Genomic DNA, 14685 nt, shown 5'->3' on the forward strand with positions numbered 1-14685 from the left:
CGCCCGCCGGGTTTCACCCGAAAGGGCGAGGGCTGTGCTGGGCTTCGGGCCCGAGAGGCGGTGCTCCTTCTTCGGGCGGGCGGTCACTCCTCGGCGAAGACCAGGTCGGTGACCGGGTGGGTCATGCGGACGGTTCCGCCCGTGACGTCGATGACGTGGTGCAGTCCGGTCAGGGTCTTCGCGGCGGGGCCCTGGGAGAGGATGCGGAACCGGTCGCCGCCGCCGAAGAGGTAGGCGGGGAAGCCGGCCAGTGAGGGGCCCCCGGTGAAGCGGAGGTAGTCCGCGAGACGGCGGAAGAGCTTCGGGAGGATCACCAGGTCGTCCGTGATCGAGGACAGCCCCGTGATCGCCGCACCCTTGGTGGTCCGGTCGCCGGCCCATACACCGAGGCCCGCCGCGTCGGCCTGTGCGGCCGCGGCCGTCATCTCGGTGCGCAGGCCGGGGGAGAGGCTGGAGTAGAAGGTGGGGAAGACCAGGCCGAGCGCGAGCAGGTGGTGGTTGACCGTGGTGCGCAGCAGGGGCACGTCCACGGTCACCCAGTCACCGCTCCTGGTGCCGGCCGGCGGCGCGCCCCGGCCGGCCAGCGCGACGCAGCGGCTGTGGACGTCGACGGTGCCGGCCAGGACGAAGCCGGGAACGCTCGCCGGGGTGGTGCCGGTGACCTTCTCGCCCGACAGCTGGACGGCGGTGAAGCCGAGCCAGCTCAGCAGTTCGTCGCGGGCGGCGTGCGCGAGGTCCAGCGGCTGGTGCACCTCGTGCGGGCCGGCGCCCAGGTAGTGGGTCTCCAGCGCGTCGATCGAGTCGAGCCGGAGGCCGGCGCCGCCCCGGCTGTTCCGGTGGTTCTTGTCGATCCGGTGCGAGCCGGGGACGTCGTACCAGAAGGCCGCGTCGTGGGGGTCGAAGTGGACGGTGTCGCCGTCCGGCTCCCCGTTCAGGATCCGGTAGTCACCCTCGATGAGGAGCATGCGCATGGCCGCCTCCGCGTAATCGCCGGTGACTCATTGTGTTGTCCCACGGCGCTGCCGTACACCTCGAACGCGACTTCGGGAGCGGCCGGTTCGGGCTGGTTCAGGAAAAGTCGCAGCGGACGCGACGGCCGTCACGGCGTACGACGGCTGCCGTCACGCCGTACGACGGCTGCCGCGCCGCACGACGGCTACGAGGGGTCCGCCGTCGTCACCTCATGGGCGTGCTTCAGCCTCGCGCGGGCGTCGACCGTCTCCGGGGGTGCGACCTCCGACCAGAAACGGTGGCAGGTCACGAACACGGCGAGCTCGCGCTCACGCTGCCTGAGCTTCTCGACCTCGGCCTGTTCGTCGTCGGTCCAGCCGGGGGACGCGGGGCGCTCCACCTGGCGCCAGCCCCTGTCGTCGCTGAAGCCGTCCAGGGGTTCCACCGACCAGGGGAGCCGCTTGAGCAGGGCCAGGAGCTCCGCCCGGACCTGGTGCAGTTCCTCCTGGCCGGCCAGGAGGTCACTCGGGAAGTCATAGGTCGCAGCCACGCGGCAATGGTACGCCTGTTCGATTTTGGGGTGCGAGTTCCTTCCGGGAGTTCACACGAACGGTGCCACTGAATCGCGGCCGGGGCCTCCGGCCGACCGAGGCGCTCAGCCGCAGTCGGCCAGTCCAGGCTGTCCAGTTCGAACTGGACAGTTCGAACTGGACAGCCTGGACTGATGGATTTACTGTGGCGCCATGGACGACAGTTCCGAGGGCGTCTCCGAGTCCGCCGCACGCGCGGCGCAGGATCTGCGGGTCGCGTTCAACCGGCTGCGGCGGCGGATCCGGGAGGTCTCCGAGCGGCAGGACCTCACCCCCTCACAGGTCTCCGCGCTCACCCTGGTGAGCAAGAGCGGAGCCGCCACGGCGAGCGCGCTGGCCGCCACCGAGGGCGTCCGGCCGCAGTCCATGGCCGCCACCCTCGCCGTGCTCGACCAGCAGGGGCTGATCGCCCGCAACCCGGACCCGGGGGACGGCCGCCGACAGCTCGTCACGCTGACCGACGCCGGCCGCGAGCGTGTCGAGGGGACTCGGCAGGCCCGCGGGGAATGGCTGGCCAAGGCCCTCCAGGACCGCTGCACGGAGGCCGAGCGGCAGAGCGTCATCGAGGCGATGGCCGTACTGGACCGGCTCACCCGCCCGTGACACCCGCACTCGGCACCCGGCCCCGGCGGACCCTCGGCCCCGGCGCCACCACCCGGCGCCAGCACCCGGCGCGACGGTCGCCGCCGACTTCCGCGCCGACGCCGCCCTCACCGGCGCCGCCCCCTCACCGGCGCCGCCCCCTCACCGTCACCGCCCCCTTCCGTCACCGCCCCCTTCTCCGCGGACGGCGCCGACCCCCGTGGACCGCACCGACCGGCCCTCTTCCCCCACGCCCGCCGGAGCCGTACCGCTCCCGGCGGCGCCCCTCCCGGACCGATACCTCCGCACAGGCACCGGCACACCCCTCCGAAAGGCCCGACCATGGCAGTCACCACGCTCGACCCGCACACCGCCCTCGTCGTCATCGACCTGCAGAACGGCATCGTCGGGAACCCGGGCCTCGCCCCCCACGCCGCCGCCGAGGTCGTGGAGCGGTCGGTGCTGCTCGCGGACGCCTTCCGCGCGCAGGGCCTCCCGGTCGTCCTCGTACGCGTCACCGCCGCCGCCGACGGAGCGGACGCCGTACCCGGCCGCAACGACGGGCCGAGCCGCGCCCGCAGCTTCGCGGAGGGCTGGGACGTCATCGTCGACGAACTGGCCGGGCACGCCGAGGACATCACCGTCACCAAGCGGAACTGGGGCGCCTTCTACGGCACGGACCTCGACCTGCAGCTGCGCCGCCGCGGGATCACCCAGATCGTGCTGACCGGCATCGCCACCAGCATCGGCGTCGAGTCCAGCGCCCGCGCCGCCCACGAGCACGGCTACCACGTGACCCTGGCCACCGACGCCATGTCCGACCTGGACGGCGAGACCCACCGCAACAGCGTCGAGCGGATCTTCCCCCGCCTCGGCGAGACCGGTACGACCGCCGAGATCGTGGAACTGCTGGCCAAGACCCACGCGTGATCCGTGCCCCGCGTCAGCGGGGACCCGCGCCCGACAGTTCCCGCACCAGCCGCTCCGCGACCGGCACGGGCACCCCGTGCCGGGCCGCGGCCCGCAGCAACGCGCCGCCGATCGCGTCCAGTTCGAGCGGACGGCCCGCCTCGGCGTCCCGGAGCATGGAGGACTTCGAACCGGGCGGGAAGGCGTCGTAGCGAGCGAGGGCCGCGGCCGGGTCGGCCGGGCCCCCGCTCGCGCGGCTCACGGCGGCCGTCTCCGCCACCAGAGCCGTCAACTCCGTCCGGTGCAGCGTACGGACGTCGCCCATTGGCACCCCGTAGCGGGTCGTCAGCAGCGCGAACGGGGCGAGGAACGACATCTTCGCCCACAGCACCGCCGCCTCGTCGGCCTGGACGCGGACGTCCGGTCCGGCCGCCGTGAGGACCCCGGCGAGCGCGTCGAGCCGCTCGCGCGCCACGGTGTCACCGGTCAGGTCGATCTCCGCGAAGGGGCTGCCGTGCTCGATCACCCCCGGGGCGGTCCGGGTCGACTCGACACGGATGACGGCGGGAGCCACCCGGTCCGGCCCGTAGCGGGCGCGCAGGGCCGCGGGGTGGTCGACGCCGTTCAGGAAGGGGACGAGCAGGCCGTCGCCCAGTGCCCGCGCGGGTACCCGGTCGAGTGCCGCGTCGAGCGTCGTGTGCTTGACCGCGACCAGACAGGCGTCGACCGGTTCGCGCAGCTCGGTGTCCGCCTCGACACGTGCCGTGAACTCCCCGAACCGTCCGCTGCGGACCCGGATGCCGTCCGCGCGCAGCACCCCCGCCGTGTCGTCCCCGGCCAGACAGATCACCCGGTACCCGGCCCGCGCGACCAGCGCGGCGAGCAGCCCGCCGACGCCGCCGGGGCCCAGTACCGCCACCGTGAACCGCTCGTCGCGTCCGTTCCTCGTCATGTCCGTCCGATCCTCTCGTCGGTCGGCCCCGGAAGCGGTGGCCGCCTGGACGTGGATCATGCCAGCCGCGTCGCCGCCGCTACAGCCGCGCCGACGTCCCCGGCTCCAGCAGGTGCAGGCGGTCACCGAGTCCGGCCTCCGCGAAGGCCTTCGTCAGCGCGGCGCCGTCCTCGGTGAAGTGGCCCCAGTGCTCGAAGTGCAGGGGGACGACGTGCCGGGCGCCCAGGATCACGGCGGCCCGCGCGGCCTTCTCACTGGTCAGGGTCAGCGGGGCGTCCGGCACGAGCGGGGTGCGTGCCGCGCCCGCGAAGAGGACGGCCACGTCGAACGGGCCCTCCCGCCGGGCGATCTCGCGGACCACGTCCAGCGACGCGTTGTCACCGCTGACGTACACCTTGGGCAGTCCCTCGCCGGAGAGTACGAAACCGGTCACCTCGCCCACGACCGGCTCCGAGCCCTCGGGGCCGTGCAGCGCGGGTACGGCGGTCACCCGGAGCGCGCCGCCGTCGGGGCGCGGCAGCTCGACGTGCTCCCAGGCGGGCAGGGCCCGCACGGGAGCGCCGATACGGTCGTACGCCGACGCCGTGGACAGGGTGAGGGGCGCGCCGGACAGGTACGTGCGTCCGGCGGTGTCGAGGTTGTCCGGGTGCTGGTCGTGCGAGAGCAGTACGGCGTCGACGGCGCCGATCTCCGCGGCAGCCACCGCCGGTCCCGCCGTCTTCACCAGCTTGCGCGCGCCGATGGGGTACTCGCCGGGGGCGTCGAAGGTCGGGTCGGTGAGCAGCCGGACGCCGCCGAGCTCGACGACGGCCGTGGGCCCGCCGACGTAGGTGATCTCCACAGGGGTCATGTTCTCCACAAGGGGGCGGAGCGAGACCGTATTCCCGTACATTCCCGTACGGCACGTTCTGCCGATGCCCGTACCCGTGACCCGCACCCGTACCGCCCCGGATCATCAGGGCGTGGCGACCGGACGGGACGACCGAAGGTCATGGCGGCGTCGTCCGCGCGAGACTGTACCCATGTGCCGCAGCATCAAGACCCTCCGCCCGCCCGTACTCCCCGAAGAGGCCACCGAGGAGGACATCCGCGCCGCCGCCCTCCAGTACGTCCGAAAGGTCTCCGGCTTCCGCGCCCCGGCCGCCCACAACCGCGAGGTCTTCGAGCAGGCGGTCGAGGCGGTCGCGGCCGCCACGGCCGAACTGCTGGGCGGCCTGGAGGTACGCGGGGTCACCCAGCGCGCCGGATGAACCGGCCCGGCGCTTCGGCCCCGCGGGGCCGAAGCGGGTGAACCGCTCCGTGCGTCAGGCGCCGGTGCCCGACTCCTGGGGTACGGGCCGGCGCATCAGGTACGCCGCGCCCGCGCCGGCGCCGAACAGCGCCGCGAACGAGACCCCCGTGGCGAGCCAGGTCGCGCCCAGCCACTGCCCGCCGAAGTAGCCGAGGGCCACGCTGTACACGGCCCAGGCGAGGCTCGCGAGTATGGACCAGGGCAGGAACTCGCGGACGCGGCGGTGGGCGGCGCCGGCGCCGAGCGAGACGACCGAGCGGCCGGCGGGCGCGAAGCGGGCGAGGACGACCAGCGCGCCGCCCGCGCCTCCGCCGCGCGCGAGCACCGCGCCGAGACGTTCCTGCGCGCTGGAGAGGCGGCGGGAGCGGGCGATGGCGCGGTCCAGCCGTTCGCCGCCGCGCCAGGCCAGCCGGTACGCCACCAGGTCGCCGAGGACCGAGGCGGTGGCCGCGGAGAGGGTGAGCGCCAGGATGTCGGGCACCGCGTGCGGCACGGCTCCCGTGGACCCCGCGGCCGCGGCGGTGGCCGCCGTGATGACCAGGACGCCGCTGGGCAGCACCGGCAGGAAGACGTCCAGCAGGACCGAGACGGCCACCGCCGCGTAGATCCATGGGCTGCCCGTCAGCGACCCCACACTCTCCAGCACCGAAAACTCCCCTGTACTCCCCCGAGGGCACGACCTCGCCGCTACGTCGCGGGGGAGCGGCAGGCGGCCTGTGACAGCCATACAGCGTACGCGGCGGGTGTGACAGCGGGGTCACGGGGGGCTTATGTGTTGTTCACAGTGCGTTGACGCCGGGGGAGTGGGAGGGAGTGGGGGAACGGCGTCCCATCAATACCCGCGAGTTCCTGATCAATGCCTGCACGTTCGATATTCGGCCGGGGCCTGACGTCCGCTTCCGGTCCCGTTTCACCCCTCGCCGCACGCAGCGCCGCCCGCGCCACCGCGTCGGCGTCCGACAGCGTGACCGAGTCCACACCTGGTCTGGCGCCGGCCGCGGTCACCCAGTGCACGCCTTCCGTGGGCACGCCGAAGGCGAACCTCCGTGCGTGCGCGCTTCCTTGACGATCCCTCAGCCGGTACGGGCGCCGCGTCACGTCGAGCCCCCCGGTCTCGTGGCCGTCACTCGTGTGCGGGCGGCACTGGCCCGTCCTCAGCAGCCGGGCGAGCAGTTCGTCGGCCGTCCGCCTGAGGTCCGGCTCCGGAAGCCGCGCCTCTACGAGCGTGGTCGCGCGTACGGTCGAGCCCGGTACGTCCGGGGAGCGCGCGATCCAGGCCCCGTCCTCGGCCCGCACGTCGAGGCGTGGGCCGAGGACGTCCAGGACGCCCGCCTCGATCAGCGCGGTCATCTCCTCGACGCGCCGGCGGGGCGGCCCGATGGACAGGAAGGCGTTGAGCGGTGTGTACCAGCGGTCCAGGTGCTCCCGGCGCGACCCGCCCCGCAGACCGCCGTGGTCGACGATCAGCCGTACCTCGTTGCGCAGGTCGCGCAGCACGTCCAGGGCGGCCTTCAGGGGGCCCTCGACATTCCCGAGCGCGGCCTGCTCGGCGTCCTCGCGCAGATGGGCGAGCAGCCACTCGCGCCACTCGCCGGCGTCGGCGAACGCGTGCCCGGCGTAAGGGCGCGACATGCGCTCCCAGGACCACCGGTCGGCCCCCGGCACGCCGAACTCGGCGAGCAGGGCGACCTCTTGGGGATCTCCGTGGGGTACGGAGAGGAAGCGCTCCCTGAACTCCCGCGGGCCGCCGCGAAGTCGTCCGCGCCCCCTCAACAGCCCCTCGTAGTAGACGGTTTCGACCTCCTTCGCCACCAGCGGCCATATCTCGCCCAGGAAGTCCGGTGCCTCACCCGACTCGGCGCGTCCGCGGAAGCGGGCGACGGTCTCGGGGGTGAGGACGAGCGGGGTGTGACGGCCGTACGGCCCCTTCGCGTTGTCGCCGCGGGCCTGGTAGGGGACGCCGCGGCGGGAGCCCGCGTACAGGCGGGGCTCCCGGCCCGAGGGGTGGTAGCGCAGGCCCCGTCGGGTCCGGGTGAAGCGGCCGCCGCGGCCCGCCGTCAGCAGCGCCATGTGGTCGAAGAAGTTGAGGCCGAGCCCGCGCAGCAGGACGGGCTCGCCGGGCGCGAGGGCGGAAAGGTCGACGTCGGCCGGATTGGCGGGCGGGACGTGACGCAGACCGTGCCGTCGTGCGTGCGAGGCGAGGTCGCGCAGGCTCCGGTCCGCGGACACCGGCAGATGGCCCTGCGCGAGCACGACCGCGGACAGGCCGGGCAGCGCGCGTCCGTCGTCGAGGGCGAGGGTCTGACGGCCGCCGGGACCGTCGTCGAGCCGTACCGCGCGGGCCCGGTGCGTGCGGACGCGGACCGTGTCCGGTGCCTGCCGCACCACCTCGGCGAACACCCACTCCAGATAGCGGCCGTAGTGGGCGCGGGTCGGGTACTCGTCCGGACCGAGGTCGCCGCCCGCCCAGGTGTGCAGGCTCGGCCCGGGGCGGACCGGGCCCGAGCAGTCCACGCTGTCGTCGGTGAAGAGGGTCACCTGCGAGGCCACGGTGTTCATCAGCAGGTGCGGCGACTGCGCGGTGCGCCAGACGCGGCCGGGGCCGGGCGGTGCCGGGTCGACGACGTGGACGGTCAGTCTGGAGTCCGGCGGGAGGAGTTCCGGCGCGGAGGCGCAGAGGCGTTCGAGGACGCTCGTACCCCGCGGTCCGGCGCCCACCACGGCGACGGAGACCTCGGTCGGCTCGGCGGGCCCTGCGGATTCCGCGGTCGGTGCAGACAAGAGTGTGACTCCCGGACATGGTGGGGCGCGTGGCGGCTGACTGCCCGCTGGAAGCGGACGGTCCGCCTCATCATGCCGTCGCGGGGCACGGGAGCCGAGCCCCGGGCGGCTGGACGGCCGCCCGCTGTGTGATGCGTCACGAGCATCACGGGCGACGCGCGCGACAACCGTATACACCGCCTGCAAAGGGCGGTTGCGGATGACTGGGGACGTCCGAGACACCCGAGGGAAGACCGACCACGGGCCGCGAACGCACGACCTCCCGAACGCACGGCCTTCCGAACCCGTGGCTTCCCGGACTCGACGCGCCCCGAACGCACGGCCTTCCGAACTCGTGGCTTCCCGGACTCGACGCGCCCCGAACGCACGGCCTTCCGAACTCGTGGCATCCCGGACTCTCGACGCGCCCCGAACGCACGGCCTTCCGAACTCGTGGCATCCCGGACTCTCGACGCGCCCCGAACCCGCGAGCTCCCGAACCCGCGACCTCCCGAAATCGCCCCCCTGAACGCACGACCTCCTGAACCCACAACCTGCTGAACCCACAACCCCCCGAATCCATAACCTCCCGAACCCAAGGATTCTCGAACCCAAGGATTCTCGAACCCAAGGATTCTCGAACTCGAGGGTGCTGGGCTCACGAACTCAGCTCGGACTCCACGACCGTCCGCAGCCGGGCGCCCCCGCGCCGGTCTCCGCGCCCGTCTCCGCTCCCGGTCCCGCTCCCGGTCCCGCTCCTCCGCCCCGCCCGTGCCTGCTCCAGTCGCAGCCGGGCGGAACGACCGTGCAGGGTCAGGGTCATGAGCTGGTTGCCGAACCAGGGTCCGCCCGTCCTGCGCCAGTTGACGGCGGGTCGCGCGCAGTTGCCGTGCCTGGCCAGGCGGCGGCCGATCGCCCGGCCCACCCCGCTCCACCCGAAGCGGAATCCGAGCCGCATGTACGCGGGTATGGAGTTGTGGACCGGGGAGCAGGTCAGTTGGAGCACGCGGGCATCGGGACCGGACGCGCCCTCGGGCCAAACGGGTTCGGCGACGTAGGCGTGGTGGACGTCTCCCGACAGCACGCACACGGTGGCCGGCGCGTCCGGACCCGAACCGGCCTCGGCGACCAGCCCGGCCAGCGCGTCGAAGGAAGCCGGGAAGGCCGCCCAGTGTTCCAGGTCGGCCCCGCGGCGCAGCTTCTCGCCGAACCTGGCCCAGCGCGTGCCCCGTTCGCCCCGGCACAGCGCGGCATCCCACGCCTCGGCCTCGTGGACCAGGTGGGGGAGGAGCCAGGGCAGCGAGGTCCCGATCAGGAGGTGGTCGTACGAGCCCGGGGCGTCCAGTGCCTGTTCGCGCAGCCACCGGGCCTCGCCCGGATCCAGCATGGCCCGCTCGTCCTCGGCGAGCACCCGGGCGGCCCGGGTGTCCACCATCAGTACCCGGACGCGGCCGAAGTCGCGGCGGTAGCTCCAGCGCACGGAGGCGGGGTCGGCGTCGGACTGGGCGGCGAAGCCGCGCAGCACGTCCGTGCCGTCGGGGGTCTCGCGGACGGCGGCGTAGAGGGGGTCCTCGGCCAGTTCGCGCGGCGAGAGGTTGCCGAGGTGCTGGTGGACCCAGTACGACATCAGGCCGGACAGCAGCCGTTCGCGCCACCACCCCGTGGCCCGGATGTCGGAGACCCACGCGGCGCTGGTGTTCCAGTCGTCTATGACGTCGTGGTCGTCGAAGATCATGCAGCTGGGCACGGTCGACAGCAGCCAGCGGACCTCGGGGTCGAGCCAGGATTCGTAGTAGAGGCGGGTGTACTCCTCGTAGTCCGCGACCTGGCTGCCCGGAGGGTCCGCGAGGCTGCGGCGGGCGGTGAGCCACGCGCGGGTGGCGTCCGAGACCTCGTCCGCGTACACCTGGTCGCCCAACAGCAGCAGGACGTCGGGGCGTTCGCCGTCCGGTGCGGCGGCGATACGTCGCGCCAGGGTGTCCAGGGCGTCCGGACCCGCCGGGTCCTTCTCGTCGGCGGGGGGAGCCGCCCAGCGGCAGGAGCCGAAGGTGACCCGGACCGCGTCCTGCCCGTCCGGGGTGCGGACGACCGAGGGCGGGAAGGCCGAGCCCGGCAGCGGCCAGACGCCGACACCGTCGAGCAGCACTTCGTACGCGGACACCGTGCCCGGTGTCAGTCCGTCGACCGGCACCAACGCGTAGTGGTGCCCGGCGACTTGGAACGTGCGCGCCTCGCCGCGGGCGCCGCCCGCGCAGCGCACCTCGGCGGTGCAAGGACGGTTCGCCTCGACCCAGAAGGTCGCGGACGAGCCGTCGACATACCTCAACAGCGGCCCCAGGAGCAGCTCCGCCATGGTGATCACCCTCCTCCGTCGCCCCGTACGGTACGGAACGACGGAGGGGAGCGGGGAGGTTCCGGAAAGCGCGCCGGTTTCGGATGTGGGGGGACGGCGTCCGCTCAGCAGCCGTTGAGGACGGAGCTCAGCTTGGCCTTCTCGGCGGAGTCGACGGCGAGGTTGTAGTAGTACTTCACCTGGACCCAGGCGCGGACATAGGTGCAGGCGTACGAGCTGAGCGGGGGCATCCACTCGGCCGGGTCCTGGTCGCTCTTCTGCTGGTTGACGTTGTCCGTGACGGCGATGAGCTGCGGGCGGGTCACGTCGTTGGCGAAGGCCTGACGCTGCGCGGTGGTCCAGGCGCTGGCGCCGGAGTCCCAGGCCTCGGCCAGCGGTACGAGGTGGTCGATGTCCAGGTCGGAGGCGGCGGTCCAGGTGGCGCCGTCGTAGACGGAGTACCAGCTGCCGCTGGTGGCCGTGCAGGCGGAGTTGGTGACGACGTTCGAACCGTCGCGCTTGATGACGTACTCACGGGTGTTGCAGGTGCCGCTGATGGTGATCCAGGTGGGGAACAGGTCGCGGTTGTAGCCGGTCCGGTTCTCCGTCTTGACCGAGAGGGAGGCGAGGTAGGTGCGGGCGGTGGCGGCGCTGACCGGGGTGGGCAGGGCGGCGGAGGCGGTGGGGCCGGTGAATATCCCGGCCATGGCTATCAGGCCGGTGAAGGCTGCGAGTATGCTCAGCCGTCGACGCGCGTAGACCTTCGGCATGCGAACTCCCTTGGAGTGGGGGGACGTTGGAGCGAGCGGGCCCATGCTTGCGCCGGCTCGTTTCCGGGAGGGGTGCGTCAGGTTAGAAGCTAGTGACGTGCTCATGACATGCCAAGACCTGTGACGTCACGGATCGCGCGCCGTCCGCCCGCGGGACCTTCGGCCCTTATCCGCCCGTTCCGCCGTCCCGTAGAGTGGTCGGCGCAGAAGGGGAGTAGCTCTTCGCCGGACCGTCGACATACTGCTCAGCTCGTCTGAGCCGGCGCCCGGAGGCAGGCCTCGACCGTGACCCACGGGTCCGCGGAGGCCGGTCAGCGAGACCTTCGGCAACGCAGTGCACCGCCCACGCGTCCAGGGACGCGAGGGCGCCCATGTGTGCTGCCGTGCCGAGGTGTCGCGTCACAGTCACAGCACTCTCGGTGGGGCGGCCCCGACCGATTGAGGGATTTTGATCAGCATCACCGTGATGGCGCTCGTCTTCGGTGTCGTCTTCCTTGCCGAACTGCCGGACAAGACCGCGCTCGCCGGACTCGTCCTGGGCGCCCGCTACCGCGCCTCGTACGTCTTCGTGGGTGTCGCCGCCGCCTTCGCCGTGCATGTCGCGCTCGCCGTCGCGGCGGGCAGCGTACTGACCCTGCTGCCGCAGCAGATCGTGCACGCGCTCACGGGTGTGCTCTTCCTCGCCGGTGCGGCCGTGCTGCTCCTGAAGAAGGGCGAGGGCGACGAGGGGATCCGCAACCCGGCGAACCAGACCTTCTGGAAGGTCTCGGGGGCGGGGTTCATGCTCATCCTGGTCGCCGAGTTCGGTGACCTCACGCAGATCATGACGGCGAACCTCGCGGCCCGCTACGACGACCCGCTCTCCGTCGGTCTCGGCGCGGTGCTCGCGCTGTGGGCGGTGGGCGGGCTCGGCATCGTCGGCGGGAAGGCGCTGATGAAGCGGGTGCCGCTGGAGCTCATCACCAAGGTCGCCGCGGTGCTGATGCTGGGGCTCGGGGTGTGGAGCCTGTACGAGGCGGTCGCGGGCTGAGCGGCCCGGAGTGGCACGGTCCCGGCGGAGGTGGTGGCGCTGGGGCCGTCCATTTTGTATCGTAGAGAAACAAAGTGGCTCCCGTCCGCACTCCCTGACCGGCGGGCGGGGCCGCCTTGTCCCTCCGGGGGACCCGCGCCGAGCCTCGGACCGGCCGCCCCCGGTTCCTTCTCTTCCCCGCGTTCTCCCCCCGCGTTCTGGAGCCTGCCGATGACGGCCACCACCGTTCTGACCGCCCGCGCCCTCCTGCTCGACATGGACGGCACCCTCGTCAACTCGGACGTCGTCGTCGAGCGCTGCTGGCGCCGCTGGGCCGACCGGCACGGGCTGGACGGGGACGAGGTCATGAAGGTCGTCCACGGGCGGCAGGGGTACGCCTCGATGGCGGTCCTGCTGCCGAACCGGCCCATGGAGCAGAACTACGCCGACAACGCGCGGATGCTCGCCGAGGAGACCGCCGACATGGACGGCGTGGTCGCCGTCCCTGGTGCCGAGGAGTTCCTGGCCTCGCTCGCCGGGCTGCCGCACGCGCTCGTCACCTCGGCGGACGTGGGGCTGTCCAGCGCGCGGATGGCTGCCGCCGGGCTCGGGCTGCCCGACGTGCGGGTGACCGCCGAGTCCGTCGGGGCGAGCAAGCCGGACCCCGAAGGGTTTCTGAAGGGCGCCGCTGAACTGGGCGTCGCGCCCGAGGACTGTGTCGTCTTCGAGGACTCCGGTGCGGGGATATCGGCCGGACGGGCGGCCGGGATGCGGGTGGTCGGGGTCGGTCCGCGGGCCGGGTTCCACCGCCCCGACGTCCTCGTCCAGGACCTGACGCAGATCCGGGTGGAGCGCGTGGACGACGGTTCCCTGCGCCTGCACATCAGCTGACCCGGGCCCTTTCCCCCGCCCTTGCCGCCCCTACCCTCCCCATCCCCGGGGGCTCCGCCACCAGCCCCCGGGCGAGGCCGGCGCCCCTGCACCCCGGTGCCATGCCAGGGGCTCCACCCCCGCCTTCCCGGTTGGACCGGGTGCAGGGGCGGCACCCGGGTCCCGTCCCAGGGGGCTCCACCCCGCCTTCCTCGGCGGGGCCGCGCCCCTGGTCCCCGGATGGGGCGGGGGCCTGATTTCAGGCGGGCCTGGGTGGGGTCGTGGCCTGCATCCTGGGTGGGCCGGGAGCTGAGTATGAGGTGGCTGCTTTCGGAACTTCACGATCGATCCGGCCAAAAACTGAGCGGCTCGGTTCTCGGGGGCATTCGGATGTCCCCTCCCGCCGTCGTCCGTCCGGCGGGAGGGGCCGGGGCGGTGCGTCGTAAGGGTGTCGCTTACGTTCGGATCGAGCCGCGGGTCGCTTGCCCGGCCCACGTCTGATCCGGCGGCGACACCCTCGACGTACCGCCCCGGCCCCGACCCACCACCCAGCCGCTACGGCTCCCGCGTCTCCGATTCGAGGCTCGCCCGCGTCGCCCTGCCGTACACGCCCTGTTCGTCACTCGTGATGCCGCGGGCCCACTGGTAACGGCGTACGGCGTCCTCGACCTGACGGGAGTAGCTGCCGTCGGCCCTGCTGTTGTAGAGGAACAGCTGGCGCAGGCGCAGCTGGAGTTCGGTGACCTCCGGCCCGCGGTCACCGCGCCGCAGCGTCGCTGACAGCTGTCCGTTCGAGGGCGTGGTCCCCTGTCCGGGCGCCGCCGGGCCGGTCGCCGGGGGGCTCTCGGGGGACTGCGACGGCCCGGCCGACCGGGACGGCGATGCCGATGCCGACGGCGACGCCGACGCCGTCGAGGCCGACGCGGAGGGCGACGGGCCGGTACTGGACGGCGCCACCGCCACGGCAGATCGCGACGATCGCGGCGCGGACGCCGACGCCGAGGCCGAGCCGGACGTCGTCGACGGATCCGGCACGCTGGCCCTCACCTCGTCCGGCAGCGCCCCGTCCCGCGCCGGAGCGTCGTACGAGAAGAGCCCACTCACGAACCCCGCCGCCACGACAGCCACCACCACACCGGCGGCGGCCAGCAGCGCGGTCCGCCGCCCACGCCGCCCCGGCTCCTCGTCCGACACGCCGAGACGGCCCCCATCCGTCTCGCCCCCCGCACCCGCACCCGCACCCGCACCCGTACGCGCACCGGCACCAGGAGCCGGCATCCCGTGCTCGACCCGGAAGAGCGCCACCGTGTCCTCGGCCGGCACCCTCCCCAACCGCATCGTCCGAGCCGAAGCGTCCTCGTCCTCGCCCGAGCCCCGGCCCCGGCCTCCGCCCCCGCCTCCGCCTCCGCCCGCGCCCCCGGCGTCGGAGGGCTCACCCCCCGCACCGTTCACGCCGAGCTCCACATACGGACGTATCCGCAGCGGATCGAAGTCCTCCGCCGCGGCCGCCTCCGCCGTACGGGCGTCCCGCAGGGCGTCGGACGCGCGTAGCGTGCAGACGCAGGACGGCGTCCCGTCCCCCGCCCGCGGCACCGCACACTCCGGGCAGACATGCCCGTTCGGATCAGTCACGCCTTGGGTCCCCTCCCCTGAAGATCCCCCGTTTGGT

At 73.1% G+C, this 14685-nt stretch carries 14 protein-coding genes; 5 read left to right on the forward strand and 9 right to left on the reverse strand.

Going from position 1 to position 14685, the window contains the following annotated elements; translation table 11 throughout:
* Positions 1-83: 83 nt before the first annotated feature.
* Together ACFVTC_RS08455 and ACFVTC_RS08460 are read right to left on the reverse strand one after the other, a co-directional pair.
* The gene (locus ACFVTC_RS08455) at positions 84-971 is read right to left on the reverse strand and encodes a nuclease (protein ID WP_390125283.1); all 888 of its coding nucleotides are present in this window, start codon (positions 969-971) and stop codon (positions 84-86) included.
* A gap of 185 nt (positions 972-1156) precedes the next feature.
* The gene (locus tag ACFVTC_RS08460) at positions 1157-1501 is read right to left on the reverse strand and encodes a hypothetical protein (protein ID WP_390125285.1); all 345 of its coding nucleotides are present in this window, start codon (positions 1499-1501) and stop codon (positions 1157-1159) included.
* A 193-nt stretch (positions 1502-1694) separates the two neighbouring features.
* Between ACFVTC_RS08460 and ACFVTC_RS08465 the strand changes: the two genes are divergently transcribed.
* Together ACFVTC_RS08465 and ACFVTC_RS08470 are read left to right on the forward strand one after the other, a co-directional pair.
* Positions 1695-2144: a MarR family winged helix-turn-helix transcriptional regulator gene (locus ACFVTC_RS08465; protein WP_390125287.1), complete on the forward strand. Its 450-nt coding sequence runs from the start codon at positions 1695-1697 to the stop codon at positions 2142-2144.
* Positions 2145-2465: 321 nt separating this feature from the next.
* Positions 2466-3053: a hydrolase gene (locus ACFVTC_RS08470; RefSeq protein WP_390125288.1), complete on the forward strand. Its 588-nt coding sequence runs from the start codon at positions 2466-2468 to the stop codon at positions 3051-3053.
* A 13-nt stretch (positions 3054-3066) separates the two neighbouring features.
* Here the strand turns inward: ACFVTC_RS08470 and ACFVTC_RS08475 are convergent, their stop codons facing one another.
* A complete protein-coding gene (locus ACFVTC_RS08475) occupies positions 3067-3984 on the reverse strand; it encodes a ketopantoate reductase family protein (RefSeq protein ID WP_390125290.1) in 918 nt (305 codons plus the stop codon).
* 79 nt (positions 3985-4063) lie between these two features.
* A complete protein-coding gene (locus ACFVTC_RS08480) occupies positions 4064-4834 on the reverse strand; it encodes an MBL fold metallo-hydrolase (RefSeq protein ID WP_390125292.1) in 771 nt (256 codons plus the stop codon).
* Between the two features lie 172 nt (positions 4835-5006).
* Between ACFVTC_RS08480 and ACFVTC_RS08485 the strand changes: the two genes are divergently transcribed.
* A complete protein-coding gene (locus ACFVTC_RS08485; RefSeq protein WP_168527911.1) occupies positions 5007-5234 on the forward strand; it encodes a DUF2277 domain-containing protein in 228 nt (75 codons plus the stop codon).
* A gap of 54 nt (positions 5235-5288) precedes the next feature.
* Here ACFVTC_RS08485 and ACFVTC_RS08490 read toward each other — a convergent pair whose 3' ends face one another.
* The 4 genes from ACFVTC_RS08490 to ACFVTC_RS08505 all read right to left on the reverse strand — a co-directional run bounded on the left by ACFVTC_RS08490 (position 5289) and on the right by ACFVTC_RS08505 (position 11137).
* Positions 5289-5921: a VTT domain-containing protein gene (locus ACFVTC_RS08490; protein ID WP_356283572.1), complete on the reverse strand. Its 633-nt coding sequence runs from the start codon at positions 5919-5921 to the stop codon at positions 5289-5291.
* A gap of 122 nt (positions 5922-6043) precedes the next feature.
* The gene (locus ACFVTC_RS08495) at positions 6044-8056 is read right to left on the reverse strand and encodes an FAD/NAD(P)-binding protein (protein ID WP_390125294.1); all 2013 of its coding nucleotides are present in this window, start codon (positions 8054-8056) and stop codon (positions 6044-6046) included.
* A 637-nt stretch (positions 8057-8693) separates the two neighbouring features.
* Positions 8694-10388 (reverse strand): alkaline phosphatase D family protein, encoded by a 1695-nt coding sequence (locus ACFVTC_RS08500; protein WP_390125296.1) that lies wholly within the window; start codon positions 10386-10388, stop codon positions 8694-8696.
* Between the two features lie 104 nt (positions 10389-10492).
* Entirely contained in the window at positions 10493-11137 is a 645-nt protein-coding gene (locus ACFVTC_RS08505; protein ID WP_390125298.1) for an HNH endonuclease family protein, read from the reverse strand.
* 448 nt (positions 11138-11585) lie between these two features.
* Between ACFVTC_RS08505 and ACFVTC_RS08510 the strand changes: the two genes are divergently transcribed.
* Both ACFVTC_RS08510 and ACFVTC_RS08515 read left to right on the forward strand, forming a co-directional pair.
* Positions 11586-12167 carry a TMEM165/GDT1 family protein gene (locus ACFVTC_RS08510; protein WP_390125300.1) on the forward strand — a complete coding sequence of 194 codons (582 nt, stop codon included), beginning with the start codon at positions 11586-11588 and terminating at the stop codon, positions 12165-12167.
* A 210-nt stretch (positions 12168-12377) separates the two neighbouring features.
* Positions 12378-13037: an HAD family hydrolase gene (locus ACFVTC_RS08515; RefSeq protein WP_390125302.1), complete on the forward strand. Its 660-nt coding sequence runs from the start codon at positions 12378-12380 to the stop codon at positions 13035-13037.
* Positions 13038-13571: 534 nt separating this feature from the next.
* Here ACFVTC_RS08515 and ACFVTC_RS08520 read toward each other — a convergent pair.
* On the reverse strand, positions 13572-14648 hold the full coding sequence (locus ACFVTC_RS08520; RefSeq protein WP_390125305.1) for a peptidoglycan-binding protein: 1077 nt from the start codon (positions 14646-14648) through the stop codon (positions 13572-13574).
* Between the last annotated feature and the right edge of the window lie 37 nt (positions 14649-14685).

The sequence above is a fragment of the Streptomyces sp. NPDC057950 genome (assembly GCF_042887295.1).
GTDB lineage: Bacteria > Actinomycetota > Actinomycetes > Streptomycetales > Streptomycetaceae > Streptomyces > Streptomyces kaempferi.

What these genes read in the sequence shown, in the direction of transcription:
- ACFVTC_RS08455 (WP_390125283.1), bottom strand. Translation starts at nt 971, where the DNA reads ATGCGCATGCTCCTCATCGAGGGTGACTACCGGATCCTGAACGGGGAG.
- ACFVTC_RS08465 (WP_390125287.1), top strand. Translation starts at nt 1,695, where the DNA reads ATGGACGACAGTTCCGAGGGCGTCTCCGAGTCCGCCGCACGCGCGGCG.
- ACFVTC_RS08470 (WP_390125288.1), top strand. Translation starts at nt 2,466, where the DNA reads ATGGCAGTCACCACGCTCGACCCGCACACCGCCCTCGTCGTCATCGAC.
- ACFVTC_RS08475 (WP_390125290.1), bottom strand. Translation starts at nt 3,984, where the DNA reads ATGACGAGGAACGGACGCGACGAGCGGTTCACGGTGGCGGTACTGGGC.
- ACFVTC_RS08480 (WP_390125292.1), bottom strand. Translation starts at nt 4,834, where the DNA reads ATGACCCCTGTGGAGATCACCTACGTCGGCGGGCCCACGGCCGTCGTC.
- ACFVTC_RS08485 (WP_168527911.1), top strand. Translation starts at nt 5,007, where the DNA reads ATGTGCCGCAGCATCAAGACCCTCCGCCCGCCCGTACTCCCCGAAGAG.
- ACFVTC_RS08500 (WP_390125296.1), bottom strand. Translation starts at nt 10,388, where the DNA reads ATGGCGGAGCTGCTCCTGGGGCCGCTGTTGAGGTATGTCGACGGCTCG.
- ACFVTC_RS08505 (WP_390125298.1), bottom strand. Translation starts at nt 11,137, where the DNA reads ATGCCGAAGGTCTACGCGCGTCGACGGCTGAGCATACTCGCAGCCTTC.
- ACFVTC_RS08515 (WP_390125302.1), top strand. Translation starts at nt 12,378, where the DNA reads ATGACGGCCACCACCGTTCTGACCGCCCGCGCCCTCCTGCTCGACATG.